This is a genomic window from Phocaeicola massiliensis B84634 = Timone 84634 = DSM 17679 = JCM 13223 (genome assembly GCF_000382445.1).
In the GTDB taxonomy this organism is placed as follows: Bacteria; Bacteroidota; Bacteroidia; order Bacteroidales; family Bacteroidaceae; genus Phocaeicola; species Phocaeicola massiliensis.
Genome location: NZ_KB905474.1, coordinates 374,676 through 389,280 on the forward strand (window position 1 = coordinate 374,676; position 14,605 = coordinate 389,280).

18 protein-coding genes and 1 tRNA gene are annotated in these 14,605 nt (G+C 42.0%); 12 read left to right on the plus strand and 7 right to left on the minus strand.

The window, feature by feature from the left end:
• The first annotated feature begins 369 nt into the window (after positions 1-369).
• Entirely contained in the window at positions 370-534 is a 165-nt protein-coding gene (gene rd / locus HMPREF1534_RS01995; protein ID WP_005944308.1) for a rubredoxin, read from the plus strand.
• Positions 535-703: 169 nt separating this feature from the next.
• Here the strand turns inward: rd and pnp are convergent, their stop codons facing one another.
• Positions 704-2,839 carry a polyribonucleotide nucleotidyltransferase gene (pnp, locus tag HMPREF1534_RS01990; RefSeq protein ID WP_005944311.1) on the minus strand — a complete coding sequence of 712 codons (2,136 nt, stop codon included), beginning with the start codon at positions 2,837-2,839 and terminating at the stop codon, positions 704-706.
• A gap of 213 nt (positions 2,840-3,052) precedes the next feature.
• Here pnp and HMPREF1534_RS01985 point away from each other — a divergent pair, with 213 nt between their 5' ends.
• From HMPREF1534_RS01985 to HMPREF1534_RS01975, 3 genes are all read left to right on the plus strand, one after another.
• The gene (locus tag HMPREF1534_RS01985; RefSeq protein WP_005944315.1) at positions 3,053-4,201 is read left to right on the plus strand and encodes a DUF4369 domain-containing protein; all 1,149 of its coding nucleotides are present in this window, start codon (positions 3,053-3,055) and stop codon (positions 4,199-4,201) included.
• A gap of 204 nt (positions 4,202-4,405) precedes the next feature.
• Positions 4,406-4,870, plus strand: coding sequence for a transcription elongation factor GreA (gene greA / locus HMPREF1534_RS01980; protein WP_005944318.1), 465 nt, complete (start codon positions 4,406-4,408; stop codon positions 4,868-4,870).
• A gap of 53 nt (positions 4,871-4,923) precedes the next feature.
• Positions 4,924-5,328: an HIT family protein gene (locus tag HMPREF1534_RS01975; protein WP_025066923.1), complete on the plus strand. Its 405-nt coding sequence runs from the start codon at positions 4,924-4,926 to the stop codon at positions 5,326-5,328.
• A 91-nt stretch (positions 5,329-5,419) separates the two neighbouring features.
• Here HMPREF1534_RS01975 and HMPREF1534_RS01970 read toward each other — a convergent pair whose 3' ends face one another.
• Complete coding sequence (locus HMPREF1534_RS01970) at positions 5,420-6,463, minus strand: mannose-1-phosphate guanylyltransferase (protein ID WP_005944323.1); 1,044 nt, start codon at positions 6,461-6,463, stop codon at positions 5,420-5,422.
• A gap of 184 nt (positions 6,464-6,647) precedes the next feature.
• On the opposite strand from HMPREF1534_RS01970, the gene HMPREF1534_RS01965 reads away from it, so the two are divergent.
• From HMPREF1534_RS01965 to HMPREF1534_RS01930, 8 genes are all read left to right on the plus strand, one after another.
• Positions 6,648-6,731: transfer RNA gene (locus tag HMPREF1534_RS01965), tRNA-Leu, on the plus strand.
• A gap of 236 nt (positions 6,732-6,967) precedes the next feature.
• Positions 6,968-7,876, plus strand: coding sequence for a hypothetical protein (locus tag HMPREF1534_RS01960; RefSeq protein WP_005944325.1), 909 nt, complete (start codon positions 6,968-6,970; stop codon positions 7,874-7,876).
• 124 nt (positions 7,877-8,000) lie between these two features.
• The gene (locus HMPREF1534_RS01955) at positions 8,001-8,288 is read left to right on the plus strand and encodes a helix-turn-helix domain-containing protein (RefSeq protein ID WP_005944327.1); all 288 of its coding nucleotides are present in this window, start codon (positions 8,001-8,003) and stop codon (positions 8,286-8,288) included.
• 5 nt (positions 8,289-8,293) lie between these two features.
• The gene (locus HMPREF1534_RS01950) at positions 8,294-9,367 is read left to right on the plus strand and encodes an AAA family ATPase (RefSeq protein WP_004323659.1); all 1,074 of its coding nucleotides are present in this window, start codon (positions 8,294-8,296) and stop codon (positions 9,365-9,367) included.
• Between the two features lie 163 nt (positions 9,368-9,530).
• Positions 9,531-10,496: a toprim domain-containing protein gene (locus tag HMPREF1534_RS01945; protein WP_005944329.1), complete on the plus strand. Its 966-nt coding sequence runs from the start codon at positions 9,531-9,533 to the stop codon at positions 10,494-10,496.
• Between the two features lie 147 nt (positions 10,497-10,643).
• Positions 10,644-11,027: a MobC family plasmid mobilization relaxosome protein gene (locus HMPREF1534_RS01940; protein WP_004310825.1), complete on the plus strand. Its 384-nt coding sequence runs from the start codon at positions 10,644-10,646 to the stop codon at positions 11,025-11,027.
• A complete protein-coding gene (locus HMPREF1534_RS01935) occupies positions 10,993-11,913 on the plus strand; it encodes a relaxase/mobilization nuclease domain-containing protein (RefSeq protein ID WP_005944330.1) in 921 nt (306 codons plus the stop codon). Before HMPREF1534_RS01940 ends, HMPREF1534_RS01935 begins: the two co-directional genes overlap by 35 nt.
• 4 nt (positions 11,914-11,917) lie before the next feature.
• Positions 11,918-12,637 (plus strand): hypothetical protein, encoded by a 720-nt coding sequence (locus HMPREF1534_RS01930; RefSeq protein ID WP_005944331.1) that lies wholly within the window; start codon positions 11,918-11,920, stop codon positions 12,635-12,637.
• Positions 12,638-12,689: 52 nt separating this feature from the next.
• On the opposite strand, the gene HMPREF1534_RS01925 is transcribed toward HMPREF1534_RS01930, so the two are convergent.
• The 5 genes from HMPREF1534_RS01925 to HMPREF1534_RS01905 all read right to left on the minus strand — a co-directional run bounded on the left by HMPREF1534_RS01925 (position 12,690) and on the right by HMPREF1534_RS01905 (position 14,590).
• Positions 12,690-13,022, minus strand: a complete 333-nt coding sequence (locus HMPREF1534_RS01925; RefSeq protein ID WP_004323655.1) for a helix-turn-helix domain-containing protein — start codon at positions 13,020-13,022, stop codon at positions 12,690-12,692.
• Between the two features lie 129 nt (positions 13,023-13,151).
• On the minus strand, positions 13,152-13,571 hold the full coding sequence (locus HMPREF1534_RS01920; RefSeq protein WP_004323654.1) for a hypothetical protein: 420 nt from the start codon (positions 13,569-13,571) through the stop codon (positions 13,152-13,154).
• Positions 13,525-13,764 (minus strand): hypothetical protein, encoded by a 240-nt coding sequence (locus HMPREF1534_RS01915; RefSeq protein ID WP_080720260.1) that lies wholly within the window; start codon positions 13,762-13,764, stop codon positions 13,525-13,527. Before HMPREF1534_RS01915 ends, HMPREF1534_RS01920 begins: the two co-directional genes overlap by 47 nt.
• 98 nt (positions 13,765-13,862) lie before the next feature.
• Positions 13,863-14,153 (minus strand): hypothetical protein, encoded by a 291-nt coding sequence (locus HMPREF1534_RS01910; RefSeq protein WP_004323652.1) that lies wholly within the window; start codon positions 14,151-14,153, stop codon positions 13,863-13,865.
• 14 nt (positions 14,154-14,167) lie between these two features.
• The gene (locus HMPREF1534_RS01905) at positions 14,168-14,590 is read right to left on the minus strand and encodes a SecDF P1 head subdomain-containing protein (RefSeq protein WP_005944333.1); all 423 of its coding nucleotides are present in this window, start codon (positions 14,588-14,590) and stop codon (positions 14,168-14,170) included.
• Positions 14,591-14,605 lie beyond the last annotated feature (15 nt).

Genomic DNA, 14,605 nt, shown 5'->3' on the forward strand with positions numbered 1-14,605 from the left:
AATTTTTTTAGGTTCAAAATTAGTTGGTGAAGAGTCCGTTGTCGGTACGCAAAACGGGGAGGAACGGCGCAATCTTTTTCCGTAACCGGATTTGTTGCGTGGGTTGTCAGTAACTCACTAATCCTTAACGCCTTGTTTCGCTATCCGTGTCCGTTTGTCGCCCTTTCGGGCATGGTTACGGACAAGTAACGTAGCGGCGTCCTGATTTGGCTTCAGCGGTGATTGCGATGGCTTCACGAATAATCGGAAGCACGACTGAAACCCTTGTAACTCAATTCTATCACTATTTCTTTCCGCATTTCACTTTTTTGTAGTAACTTTGTTATGTATTTATTAAAAGAACATTTGAAACATAAAACTGAAACAATTATGAAAAAGTACGTTTGCGTAGTATGTGGTTGGGTATACGACCCAGAAGTAGGAGATCCGGAAGGTGGAATCGCTCCGGGAACAGCATTTGAAGATATTCCAGATGATTGGGTTTGCCCTCTTTGTGGAGTAGGTAAAGATGATTTTGAAGTTCAGGAAGATTAATTCCGGTTCATAAGCAGCATATCAATTAAGTGGAAGAATTCCGCAGGATAATCAGATGGCGCAGCTAATTATTGGTTGCGCTTTTTTATTGTTGTCCTTATATGATTGTGATAAAAAGAAAAGCGCAACCTATATTTCAGATTGCGCTTTATATAAGAGTTGAATAGTTTTATTTTTTTTCTTGTCTTTCAGGACGAGGCAGCAATACTTTGCGAGAAAGTTTGAATTTGCCTGTTTTCGGGTCAATATCAAGTAATTTGACTTCGATTTCGTCACCTTCTTTCAAACCGGCTTCTTCGATTGTTTCGAGACGTTTCCAGTCTATTTCGGAAATGTGCAACAGACCGTCTTTGCCGGGCAGGAATTCAACAAAAGCACCGTAAGGCATGATAGAACGAATTTTGCCTACGTATACTTCGCCAACTTCAGGAACAGCAACGATACCTTTAATGATACGCATAGCGTCATCAATACATTTCTTGTTAGTTCCGGCAATTTCAATACGACCTACACCGTCTACTTCTTCGATAGTGATAGTTGCACCGGTTTCTTCCTGCATACCTTGAATAATCTTTCCGCCCGGACCGATAATGGCTCCAATGAATTCTTTAGGAATAGTCATTGTTTCAATGCGAGGAGCATGGGGCTTCAGTTCAGCACGAGGTTCAGCAATGCATTCAGTAATCTTATCAAGAATGTGCATACGTCCTTCTTTGGCTTGATTCAATGCTTTTTCCAGGATGTCGTATGATAAACCATCGACCTTGATATCCATCTGTGTAGCAGTAATACCGTCACGGGTACCGGTAACCTTGAAGTCCATATCTCCCAAGTGGTCTTCGTCACCAAGAATATCAGACAATACAGCATATTTTTCTTCACCGGCATTCTTGATCAATCCCATTGCAATACCTGAAACGGGCTTCTTCATTGGTACACCTGCATCCATTAATGCCAAAGTTCCGGCACATACAGTAGCCATTGAAGATGAACCGTTTGATTCAAGAATATCAGAAACTACACGTACAGAGTATGGATAGTTAGCCGGTACTTGTCCTTTTAATGCACGCCATGCCAAGTGACCGTGACCAATTTCACGACGGCCTACACCACGTTGAGCTTTAGCTTCACCGGTTGAGAAAGGAGGGAAGTTGTAGTGTAACAGGAAGCGTTCTTTATGCTGATCCAATACATCGTCTACCATTTTTTCATCCAGTTTTGTTCCTAATGTAACAGAACTCAAAGACTGAGTTTCACCACGAGTAAAAATAGCAGAACCATGAGGACCGGGCAGATAGCCTACTTCACACCAGATGGGACGGATTTCTGTGGTCTGACGTCCGTCAAGACGCTTACCTTCGTCAAGAATGCAACGACGCATTGCCTCTTTTTCTACATCGTGATAATAGCGGTCGATTAACGGAGCTTTTTCTTCCAGTTCTTCTTCTGTATACTGAGCCTTGAATTCTTCGCGGATAGCATCGAATGCATCTTGGCGTTCGTGCTTATTTCTGTTTCCGGATGCAGCAATAGCGTATGCCTTTTCGTAGCAAGCGTCATGGACAGCTTTGCGGAGTTCTTCATCGTTCTCTTCGTGGCAATATTCACGTTTAACAGTAGAACCCACTTCTTCCATCAATTCCATTTGAGCTTTACAGTGGATTTTGATTGCATCGTGAGCGGCTTTCATGGCAGCCAGCAAATCCTGTTCGCTTACTTCATCCATTTCACCTTCTACCATCATGATGTTGTCGTATGTAGCAGCAACCATTAGATCCATGTCGGCTTTTTCCAGTTGCTCAAAAGTCGGGTCAATAACAAACTGACCATTGATACGTGCTACACGTACTTCTGAAATCGGACCTCCGAATGGAATGTCAGAAACAGCTAATGCAGCTGAAGCGGCCAGTCCTGCCAATGCATCCGGCATATCTACTCCGTCTGCTGAGAACAAGATAATGTTTACGTATACCTCTGCGTGAAAGTTATCGGGAAATAAAGGACGCAAGGCGCGGTCTACTAAACGGCAAGTCAGAATTTCATAATCCGAAGCTTTGCCTTCTCTTTTGGTAAAACCACCGGGAAAACGTCCGAATGCTGAATATTTTTCTTTGTACTCTACCTGAAGGGGCATGAAATCTGTACCGGGAACTGCATCTTTTGCTGCACAAACAGTAGCTAGCAACATGGTGTTACCCATGCGGAGCATTACAGAACCGTCTGCCTGTTTTGCCAGCTTTCCCGTTTCGAGCGTAATGGTTCTACCATCGGGAAGCTCGATTGTCTTAACAATTGGATTAATCATAAAAAATGTTTTAATATAATTTTCGTCTAAAATTCGTGCAAAGATAGGTATTTATTCTTCTAATTGGGTGAAAATGAGCCAAAAAGTTACACAGATTACCGTTTTTTTTATTTTAATGCGTAAGAAGCTGGATAAATGCTTTGACAAACCGTGAAAAGACGTATCTTTGCAGCAGAAATTTATTAGAAAACACACATTATATTAATTTTAGCGATGAAAAAGAATGTATATTTTTTGCTCGCACTTCTGTTGATGGTACTGAGCGCTTGCGATAATGAACCGAAATTTAAAGTCTCAGGTGAGATTAGCGGTGCCGATAATAAGACTTTGTATTTTGAAGCGTCGGGACTGGATGGTATTGTGGCACTCGATTCTGCGAAACTGGGAAGTAACGGAATTTTCAGTTTTAGTGGAAAGCGTCCCGAGTCACCGGAATTCTATCGTTTGCGTCTGGATAATAAGGTGATTAACTTCTCGGTTGACTCTATTGAGACATTGACCGTAAAGGCCGGAGCTAATGACTTTGCAACAGGGTATTCTATTGAAGGATCGGAAAATAATACGAAAATAAAAGAATTGGTATTATTGTTGGCTGATTTGCAAAAACGGGTGGATCAACTGGCGCATAACCGTAACATTCCGGCCGGGGTTGCTCAAGACAGTTTGGTGTCAATGGTCAATAACTATAAGAATAAAGTGAAACGTGAATATATTTTTGCGGCTCCTAATATGACTTATGCATATTTTGCTTTGTTCCAAGCTTTGAATGGGTATATGCTTTTTGATCCGTTGACCAATAAAGATGATGTTAAATGTTTTGCAGCTGTGGCAACCAGTCTGAATAATACTTATCCGCATGCAGACCGTTCTCGCAACCTTTATAATATGGTTATTAAAGGTATGAAGAATACACGGACTCCGCGGCAGACAGAACTGGATATTCCGCAGGACAAGATAAAAGAGGCTACCATCATTGATATTGAGTTGAAAGATATCAAGGGAAATGTACGTCGTTTGACGGATTTGAAAGGCAAGGTGATATTGATTGACTTTACGGTTTATAATAATGCTATGTCGGCTGCTCATAATTTGGCTTTGCGCGAGTTATATAATAAGTATGCATCTCAAGGCCTGGAAATCTACCAGATTTCGTTGGATGCCGATGAACATTTCTGGAAGACGTCTTCCGATAATTTGCCGTGGATTTGTGTGCGTGACGCTAATGGAGCATATTCTCAGTATGTTACATTATATAGTGTGACTAACTTGCCTGCTGTGTTCTTGGTGAACCGTGCTAACGAATTAAGTGCACGTGGTGAAACAATTACTAATTTGGAAGAATCTATCAAAAAACTCTTGTAAAAACATAATAATGAGTCGGATTTGTTTAAACATGTTACATAGCATGGTTTTATACTTGACTCGTATTGTTTAAAAAACTATCTTTGCAGAACTTAAAATAATAGAGAGGGTTCCGACATATTCAGTGTCGGAATTCTTTTTGTTTTTATAGGAGTGAATATAAACAATGAAAAATATATAATAATTAAAAAGGAGGAAAACATTATGGCTTATATGTCAGAAGAGGGTTACAAACAATTGGTGGAAGAGTTGAAATATTTGGAGTCAGTAGAACGCCCCAAAATTGTATCGGCTATCGCAGAGGCTCGAGACAAAGGAGACTTGTCGGAAAATGCAGAGTATGATGCTGCAAAGGAAGCACAAGGTTTGTTGGAAATGAAAATTAATCAGTTGAAAACTACTATTGGTGATGCAAAGATTATCGATACGTCGAAACTGAAAAATGACACAGTCCAGATTTTGAGTAAAGTAGAATTGAAGAACGCTAAAACAGGCATGAAGATGGCTTACACTATCGTGGCTGAAAGCGAAGCAAACTTGAAATTGGGTAAGATTTCTGTTAATACACCGATTGCACAAGGCTTATTAGGCAAAAAGGTGGGTGATGTAGCTGAAATTACTATCCCTCAGGGAAAAATCAGTTTGGAAGTAGTAAACATTTCGTTTTAATGTATAAGGCAGGGTCGCTTCGTGCGGGTCTGCCTTCTTTAATACTCATAGATATGGCAACAATATTTAGTAAAATTATTACTGGTGAGATTCCCAGTTATAAGGTAGCTGAGAATGAAGACTTTTACGCTTTTCTGGATATCAATCCGTTGGCAAAAGGACATACATTGGTAGTGCCTAAGCGTGAAGTGGATTATATCTTTGATTTGGCGGATGATGAATTGGCTTCTATGCATGTATTTGCAAAGAAAGTGGCATTGGCTATACAGAAATCCTTCCCATGTAAGAAGGTAGGAGAAGCTGTTATTGGTCTTGAAGTACCTCATGCTCATATTCATTTAATTCCAATTCAAAAGGAGTCGGATATGATTTTTTCAAATCCTAAATTAAAACTTGCTAACGAAGAGTTTGTTGAGATAGCTAGAACAATTAATGAAGCCTGGGAAGGCCTGAAGTAAGTAATCCTCTTTTTCTATTATATTATAAAAAGGGCGTATCTTGATTGAAAGATGCGCCCTTTGTTATATAGACTCCGGAGTACTTCTGTTGTTATACGAATTTATCGCCTAGTTTAATCTGAACATCGTTAACGAATTTACGGATGGCACTTTCATCATCTTTTTTGCAGACAAGCAGCACATTGTCGGTTGCAGCAACCAAATAGCCTTCAAGATCTTGAAGTACTGCCAACTTTCCTTCCGGTACTACAACAACATTCTGTTTGCAATTATATAATAAGGAATTACCGTTGATTGCTACATTCTCATTTACGTCTTTTGGCGAAACGTCATAGAGAGAACTCCATGTTCCCAAATCAGCCCATCCAAAGTCACATAGTTGTACAAAGACATTATTTGCTTTTTCCATAATGCCGTAATCAATAGATATGTTGGGACATGAGGCAAAGTCTTCTTCGCCTTCAGATAATTTGGAGCATACTTCCGGCATTATTTCGTTAAAGGCATTGATAATTGTATTGATATTCCAAAGGAAAATTCCGGAATTCCAGTAAAACTCTCCACTTTCGACGAATACCTTGGCAAACTCCAATTGCGGTTTCTCAATAAAGGTTTTGACTTTAAAGAAATCTCCTTGTTTTTCTTCATCTATTTGTATGTAACCGTAACCGGTTTCCGGGCGGTTGGGCTTAATTCCCAGGGTAAGTAATTGTGGGGAGTGTGAAACAAACTCCAATCCTTTTATGATAGCTTCTTTAAATTCCTCTTCTTTTAGAATCAGGTGGTCAGATGGTGCAACGATGACATTTGCATTGGGATTTATTTTTTTGATGTGATAGGAAGCCCATGCAATACATGGTGCCGTGCTTCTCCTTGTCGGTTCCAATAAAATTTGTTCTTCTTTTAATTCGGGAAGTTGTTCTTGGACTAATTCCTTATATAGTACATTGGTCGTTATGAATATATTTTCTAATGGGACGATTTTCTTGTATCTGTCTAATGTCTGTTGGATAAGAGAACGTCCTGTACCAAAGAAATCAAGGAATTGCTTAGGGAGATTTTTGCGGCTATATGGCCAAAATCGGCTTCCGATACCTCCCCCCATGATCACACAATAGTTATTGCTGTTCGTCATGATATTGAATCGTTTTAAAGTTTGTGCTAATATAAGGCTTATTTTTATATTTTTCTTGTTCAATCTACCATAAATGATGGTATATTTATCTTTTTTTGAAAAAAAACGCCGAAAAGTTTGCAGGTATGAAAAAAAGTCGTACCTTTGCAACCGCAATCGAGAAACAAACAATGTTTCAAGAGATGCCCAGATGGCGGAATCGGTAGACGCGCTGGTCTCAAACACCAGTGGATTCACTTCCATCCCGGTTCGACCCCGGGTCTGGGTACGAATAAACCCTGATAATCACCTGATTATCAGGGTTTTCTGCTTTTATAGGGCGTACTAAATGTGTACTGAATGACGAATACAAAGAAAAGGTGTACTTTAATAGTTTTCTTCCCCATATCTTTATAATTTCTTAACGCTTATCCTATCTTTTCTTCCTTATTATTGCCGATGTTTTCGGGAAAAGTGAGATTCTTACCTTATATTTGTAGTAAGAACGTTTAAAGGCACACGATTATGGAAAATCATATAGAAACCAATTTCAGAGAAATACAGAAGATATTAGATAGTTGTATAGCTCATGACTATAAAACTAAAGTAGATGCACTATTTTTAAAACGTGAATATTTGACGCAAGCCCAGCTAAAGGATTATTTGCGACAAGAAATTTTCCGTGTGACTGAAAATATTGTAGCCATCCAACAAAAATACCGTGTCGTGCGTAACATTGTATTGGACATGGATATTCCCGATTTTTTGTGGGAAAGTGGTTATTTTGAGGACTTGAATTCTGATGAAAGAAAAAAGTATATCGGTTTCCGCTGCTCTGATTTTGATATGGATGCATATTTGCATGAACCGTCCTGTTATGATGGGCGGCTTCCTTATTTGTCCATTATCGTTAATCTTGTCGTGCTTTCCAAATATTTGCGCTATCTGCAAGAACAGGAAAGCAATTACCATACAGATGCGGTTGCCATCCAAGAGCAAGCCTTGCCAAAAGAGAAAGAGGAAAGTGCAGATACTAATCCAACCAAGATTGTGGGCAAAAGCAATCCTTTCAAGTCCACGTTGAAAGCTAATGAAATCAAACTTCTGACCGACTGTGTGAATGAAGCGAATATGTTTACTACTACCGTCAGTGCCAAAATACTTACCGATTTTTTCAACTGCAAACTGAATGGGGTATTGAAAGTTAATAATACCCGTCCGTTAGCCTATCTTATGATGCAACTTAGCTGTTATAATTACATCGTTTATGAATGGCAGTCTGTCATAGCAAACAATAAACTGATATTGAAGAAGATAAAAGGTGAACCGCTTACACGTACTGACCTGTCGAGTGCGACAGACCAAGCGAAAAACATCTATCCGAAAGGATATGAAATCATAGACAAATACATCAAACAACTGCAAAAAGGTTGAGCATAGATTGAACGCTCAAACAAAGGTCAATTAGACTTCATTTTCAAGCTCTTAACTTTGCCCCCGTTAACAAAAAAACGAGGGTGCGCACCTTCATATTGTTTCACCTAAATTCCTAAACAATATGGAAAAAAATTTAGAGTTAAGAGTTTCCGAACTCGAAAAGATGTTGTTCCTTTCAAAGAACGTGCTTAGCTTCGATGAAGCGAGCAAGTTCTTGAACCTTTCTAAAAGTTACCTGTACAAGCTGACTTCGGGTAACTTGATACCCCATTACAAGCCGCAGGGCAAAATGCTTTATTTTGAGAAAGCGGAGTTGGAAGCATGGTTGCGTCAGAACCCGGTCAAGACGCAGGCGCAGATAGAGCAGGAAGCGCAGAAGTATATCCTTAACCGTCCTCTAAAGAAATAACGGCTATGGAAAATAGAAAAGCGACAGAAGCCGGGCAGGACATCACCATGCAGAAAGAGGATTTCGCAGCCCTTTGGAAAACCATTCATCTAAAGGTGACGGACACTTACGAAGTGCCGCCCGAAATACTCTGGGTGAACGGCTCTACCATTGGCACGTTGGGTAATTTCAGTGCATCCACGGGTAAAGCCAAGAGCAAAAAGACATTCAACATTTCCGCTATCGTTGCGGCAGCGTTGAAGAATGACGAGGTATTGAAGTATTCGGCATACCTGCCACCGAACAAACGGAAAATCCTCTATGTAGATACCGAGCAGAGCAAATACCATTGCCACAAGGTCATGGAGCGTATTTTGCGGCTTGCCGGACTGCCTACCGACAAGGACAGGGACGATTTTGTTTTCATCGTGCTAAGGGAGCAGACACCCGATAAGCGGAAACAGATTATCGGTTATATGCTTGAAAATATGCCCGATGTGGGGTTGCTCATCATTGACGGAATCCGTGACTTGATGTATGACATCAACAGCCCCAGCGAATCGACTGACCTAATCAACCTCTTGATGCGCTGGTCAAGCGGATATAACCTGCATATCCATACCGTACTGCATTTGAACAAGGGGGATGACAACACAAGGGGGCATATCGGTACGGAACTGAACAATAAGGCTGAAACCGTCCTGCAAATTACCAAAAGTACGCAGGACGGCAACATAAGCGAGGTAAAGGCGATGCACATACGTGACCGGGAGTTTGACCCGTTCGCATTCCGTATCAACGACAGCGCATTGCCCGAAGCCGTGGACGGTTATGTATTCAAGCAACCCAGCCAAGACAGGGGCTTTCCACTGGCAGAACTGACGGAGCAACAGCACAGGACAGCTTTGGAAAACGGTTTTGGCAAACAGGTCATATATGGTTACGAGAATGTCCTAAAGACCTTGAAACAGGGTTATGCAAGTATCGGCTACAAGCGTGGACGCAATATCCATGTGGATTTGAACAAGTTCCTTGTGAACAAGCGCATGATTGTGAAAGAGGGCAAGGGCTACCGCTATAATCCCGATTTCCATTATTAAAAGTCAGTTTGGTTTAGTCCGGGTGTATATATAAGAGGAACGGACTTACTATTTCCCTGTATCGGAACAGGCAGGTTTAGTATGGTACGGGTATATATATAACGGACTAAACAGGACTGGCGCACTTTTCAACTATTTTTTAATCCCCAAAAAAGAAAATGTTATGAACATCGAAGATGTGAAACAAATACCCATCGCAGACTATCTGCATAGTTTAGGTTACTCTCCTGTCAAGCAGCAGGGTAACGGCTTATGGTACAAATCACCGTTAAGGGAGGAACACGAACCGTCTTTCAAGGTGAACACTGACCGCAACCTTTGGTATGACTTTGGCGCAGGCAAGGGCGGCAACATCATCGCACTGGCAAAGGAACTCTATTGCTCCGACAGCCTGCCATACCTGTTAAACCGGATAGCGGAACAGACACCGCACGTCCGCCCGGTCAGTTTTTCTTTTCCCCAGCGTAGGACAGAACCGAGTTTCCAACATTTGGAAGTCCGTGACTTGACCCATCCGGCATTGCTCCGTTACTTGGAGGGACGGGGTATCAATATCGAACTGGCAAAAAGAGAATGTAAGGAACTCCATTTTACCAATAACGGCAGACCGTTCTTTGCTATCGGTTTCCCGAACATAGCAGGAGGTTACGAGGTTCGCAATTCCTTTTTCAAAGGCTGCATCGCCCCGAAAGACATCACCCATATACGGCAGCAGGGAGAGCCGAGAGAGAAGTGTTTGGTATTCGAGGGTTTTATGGACTATCTTTCTTTCCTCACGCTCCGGATGAAGAACTGCCCGACCATGCCCGACCTTGACAGGCAGGATTATGTCATACTCAACTCTACTGTCAATGTGCCGAAAGCTATTGACGTGCTGTACCCGTATGAACGCATCCACTGTATGCTTGACAATGACAAGGCAGGATATGAAGCGACACGGGCTATCGAATTGGAATACTCCTACCGTGTGCGTGACTTCTCGGGCAATTACAGGGGGTATTCGGACTTGAACGATTACCTGTGCGGCAGGAAGCAGGAACAGAAGAACAGCACCAGCCAAGCGCAGGAGATAAAGCAGGAAACCGGACAACGTGCCGCCCCAAGACAGAAAAGGGGCAGGGGCATTTAGTCCGGCAGGATTACCAGCGACAGGCGGTTTAATTTGGAGAGCAAGGTTATGTTTCGGTAAACCGAAACTACCTTGCTTTGCTTGACAGCAAAGAAAATTTCTCCCGTTGGTCGCAATTTTTAAGATACCATTTAAATGTAAAAACCTATGACGAATATAAAGGATAAGCCGGGGGGACGTCCGGCAAAGAAACGGATAGAGAAGCAGCAACGGGTAGTCAGCACGAAGCTGACCGAGTTGCAGTATTATGCCATCAGGAAGCGAGCCGGGGAAGCCGGGTTGCGTGTCAGTGAGTATGTCCGGCAGGCGGTTGTTTCGGCAGAGGTCATACCCCGGCTGAATAGGCAGGATGCGGACACCATCCGCAAGCTGGCAGGGGAAGCCAACAACATCAACCAACTGGCGCACCGAGCGAATGCCGGAGGTTTCGCACTGGTGGCGGTGGAACTGGTGAAACTCAAAAACAGGATTGTCGAAATTATAAATCAGTTGTCGGATGATTGGAAAAATAAAAAAGGGAAGCGGGTTTAAGGGCTGTGTGAACTATGTGCTTGGTAAGGAGCAGGCGGTTTTGCTTCATGCGGACGGGGTTCTGACTGAAAGCCGGGGCGATATAATCCGCAGCTTCTGTATGCAGACCGGGATGAATCCCGATTTGAAGAAGCCTGTCGGACATATTGCGTTAAGTTATTCGGCAGTGGATGCACCCAAATTGACAGACGAGAAGATGGTACAGCTTGCGCAGGAGTATATGCGTGAAATGAAAATCACCGATACGCAGTATATCATCGTGCGCCATCAAGACCGGGAACACCCACATGTGCATATCGTGTTCAACCGCATAGACAACAACGGCAAGACCATTTCGGACAGGAACGATATGTACCGTAACGAGCAGGTATGCAAGAAGCTGAAAACCAAACACGGGCTTTATTTTGCTGGTGGAAAAGAACAGGTAAAGCAGCACCGCTTGAAAGAGCCGGACAAGTCGAAATACGAGATTTACACGGCTGTAAAGAACGAAATCGGGAAGTTCAAGAACTGGCGGCAGTTACAGGAGCGGTTAGCGGAAAAGGGTATTACTGTCCGGTTCAAGTACAAGGGGCAGACGGGCGAGATACAGGGCGTTTCCTTTTCCAAAGGCGAATACACGTTCAAGGGTTCGGAGATAGACCGCAATTTTAGTTTCTCCAAACTGGATAAATGTTTCGGGGATGCAGGACTGAATACGGTCGGAAATCAACGGCAGACAGCTTTTACACCCGTTCGGGAGCCATTGCCGACACAGGGAAAGACTGACAGTCCGTTGATAACTGGCTCACTCAGTCTGTTCACCGCTTCATCACCCCCTGCGGATGAAGAACCAAACTTGAATTTAAGAAAGAAGAAGAAAAAGAAAAAACAACTTAATTTGTAAACACATGGAGAAAAATTTGATTTTAGAGGGGCTTCTCTCAATGGTTACTGAATTGAAAGAGAAGCAGGAAGCACAGGTAACGCCAGCCAGTCGGGAGGAAACTCTTGAAAGACTGAACGCAATCGAACAGGCATTGTCGGAATTGCACAGTAACCCGGCTGTTCCCGAAAAGGATTTGCAGGCTATCCGAAGCCAGCTTGACGAGATAAGGAATAGGATGCAAGGTCAGCAGAAACATATCGAGGACACCAAGAAAATAGTATTGGAAACCTACCGTTGTTTCAAGGTAATGCTTGATGCTTTGGGCTCTTGCAAGACGGATAAAGAGGAAGCTATACCCTTACCGCTCTATCAACGGATTTGCAACAAGGTCGCTTCTTGGATTCGTCCGGGATTGTTCCTTTTTTCGGCAGTGCTGGTTATCTGTTCCGTTTCCATATTCTTGAATATCCGTTTGGCTGAACGTATGCAGCAGTTACAGGACAACGATATGAAATACCGCTATTTGCTGATGCAAGGACAGGCAGACGGGGAAACTTTTGATATACTGGAAAACAAGTTCAAATGGCAACGGGATAACGGCTTTATCCGAAGTCTGACCGATTCAGTGATGGATTTTGAATACCGCATCCAAAAGCAGGCGGAAGCACTGGAACGTGCAAGGCTGTTGAACGAGCAAGCCGAACAGCTAAAGAAAGAAGCTGATAAGCTGGGTAAGCCATAAACGGGGAAAGCCGGGATGGATGAAGCACATTCACCGTTCCGGCTTTTCAGATTCACTTCTTTTTCTTCGTACAGTGTTCTTTCTCGAACTGGCGTAGCGTGGTGACGCTGAACCTTTCCTTGATGAACTCCCGGACATCGGAAGCCTTGTAATACACTTTTCCGCTGATAGTGAAGTATGGCAACGCACCGATAGCCCGGTAGCGTTGCAGGGTTTTGATGCTTACTTTGAACAGCAGGCACAAGTCTTGATTATCCAATAGGTTATCATCTTCGGGCAGTACCCTGTCTGCATTGCGTAGTACCCGTACATCTTTGCAGAGTTCTTCCAGTTTGGCATACAGCTTCTGCATCCATCCACCAAATTCGTCATTGTCTATATACATAATTGCTTCATTTTTCAGATTATACATTTTGTTTGTCAATCGATTGATGAAGCAAAGTTCTAAAAACGGATACAAAGAAATTACAGGAGAACTAATGGAGTCCCCTATAAATAAATCATAAGTTGCTGATTATCTATATCCTTTCTTATCATGTTCATTTTTGATTAGGTTTGCCAGTCCATTAAGAAATTCGGTGAGTTTGCCCGGCTTCCGTTTTATCACGTCCTCATGTTTTTGGTGGCAGTCGCTTATCTTAATGTTAAACAACCATTCAAAACCTTTGGATAAGTCCACTAAATAGGCAGGTTTACCGTTCTGATAAACGATGTCTTTGGAGAGGAATAAGCCGCTTACCACTTCCATGATATTGATAAGGGTTGTTTTGTCGGCGAGGTAGAGAGGGGAAAGGGGCTGTTTATTGATGCGTTGCTGTAGTTGTTCCGGGTATTTGATGCGCCATTCAATAAGGCGTATTTCAGTGTTCAAAAGTCCTATCGCTTCATCAATTAAATGCAAATAGGGCATTTTTTTCTTGCTCAAACCGTACACGATACGATTTAAGACGGTGTAAACCAAAGGAAAAATAGCGAAGTAAAATACTGTAATCCTGTTCGTTGATACCAAAATCGGCTACATGCGTAGCCAATTCCTCAATAGCTTCTGTAAACTCCGATGCAGAAACTTTACGTTGTGAATATTCCGACAATAAGCGGAAAAATCGCTGTTCTAAAATTAGATTCATGTATGTATTCATATAAAAAATAAGCCTTAGCGAGACTTAGGAAAAGGCTTATTTCAATTCATAATATTGTAATCCGCAAGTTGTTGTTTTGGGGGAATTTAGAAAAATAGTTTATAGCAAAGTAATCCCAATAAAAATAGCACTAAAAGGCATATTGTAAGAAATATATATATCCTAAACATATATATTTGGTCTGATTGCTCCTTTTCTATGGTTTTTTTACGGATTTCTTCTATCTTTTCAATGGAAACATTGGATAAATCAGCATTTTTACCTTTGCCTACAAGATATTTGTGATGTTCTTTCATCCTGTCTCTATTCAACTTGCGAAGCTCACGGTTCTCTTTGTCCCGTTGTAGCATATCATTTATGCAACCTAATGTTCCCATTTTCCAGTTAACATTTAATTTCCAAACCTTGATATATCAATTTCTTTTTGTAGTTCCCTAAAGATACGTTCCAAATCATATCCATGCGGATTGGAAATTTGGAAACATCCGCTTTCTATGGGGCTATTAACCTGAGGAGCAGTTATCACCGTGTCATTGAAAACGAAAGCGATGTACTTTCCTACACTCTTTGTTGTGGCTTCTCTCCATATAGGCAATTTATCTTGGAGGAAGACACCGGTAATGACCGAGTGTCCAAAAGCATCAGTTTCCAAACGTAAAGAATCGAAATCCATAACAGTAAGGAAAGGTGTTTGTGAAAGGCTGTCTGTAGTCTGTGATGTTACGTAGTACCAGCCGTTTGTCCGGTGAAAGGATTTTGTCTGCATACAAGCTGTCATTAGTAGGCAGAAAAAGAGAATTGTTGAAATCTTCATATCCGCTATTTTTAG

Coding starts and splice junctions, on each gene's coding strand:
- HMPREF1534_RS01935 (WP_005944330.1), top strand. CDS start 10,993: ATGATTGGAAAAATAAAAAAGGGAAGCGGGTTTAAGGGCTGTGTGAAC.
- greA (WP_005944318.1), top strand. CDS start 4,406: ATGGCTTATATGTCAGAAGAGGGTTACAAACAATTGGTGGAAGAGTTG.
- HMPREF1534_RS01925 (WP_004323655.1), bottom strand. CDS start 13,022: ATGTATATAGACAATGACGAATTTGGTGGATGGATGCAGAAGCTGTAT.
- HMPREF1534_RS01960 (WP_005944325.1), top strand. CDS start 6,968: ATGGAAAATCATATAGAAACCAATTTCAGAGAAATACAGAAGATATTA.
- HMPREF1534_RS01945 (WP_005944329.1), top strand. CDS start 9,531: ATGAACATCGAAGATGTGAAACAAATACCCATCGCAGACTATCTGCAT.
- HMPREF1534_RS01950 (WP_004323659.1), top strand. CDS start 8,294: ATGGAAAATAGAAAAGCGACAGAAGCCGGGCAGGACATCACCATGCAG.
- HMPREF1534_RS01905 (WP_005944333.1), bottom strand. CDS start 14,590: ATGAAGATTTCAACAATTCTCTTTTTCTGCCTACTAATGACAGCTTGT.
- HMPREF1534_RS01915 (WP_080720260.1), bottom strand. CDS start 13,764: ATGAATCTAATTTTAGAACAGCGATTTTTCCGCTTATTGTCGGAATAT.
- HMPREF1534_RS01985 (WP_005944315.1), top strand. CDS start 3,053: ATGAAAAAGAATGTATATTTTTTGCTCGCACTTCTGTTGATGGTACTG.
- HMPREF1534_RS01930 (WP_005944331.1), top strand. CDS start 11,918: ATGGAGAAAAATTTGATTTTAGAGGGGCTTCTCTCAATGGTTACTGAA.
- rd (WP_005944308.1), top strand. CDS start 370: ATGAAAAAGTACGTTTGCGTAGTATGTGGTTGGGTATACGACCCAGAA.
- HMPREF1534_RS01955 (WP_005944327.1), top strand. CDS start 8,001: ATGGAAAAAAATTTAGAGTTAAGAGTTTCCGAACTCGAAAAGATGTTG.
- HMPREF1534_RS01970 (WP_005944323.1), bottom strand. CDS start 6,463: ATGACGAACAGCAATAACTATTGTGTGATCATGGGGGGAGGTATCGGA.
- HMPREF1534_RS01940 (WP_004310825.1), top strand. CDS start 10,644: ATGACGAATATAAAGGATAAGCCGGGGGGACGTCCGGCAAAGAAACGG.
- HMPREF1534_RS01975 (WP_025066923.1), top strand. CDS start 4,924: ATGGCAACAATATTTAGTAAAATTATTACTGGTGAGATTCCCAGTTAT.
- HMPREF1534_RS01910 (WP_004323652.1), bottom strand. CDS start 14,153: ATGGGAACATTAGGTTGCATAAATGATATGCTACAACGGGACAAAGAG.
- pnp (WP_005944311.1), bottom strand. CDS start 2,839: ATGATTAATCCAATTGTTAAGACAATCGAGCTTCCCGATGGTAGAACC.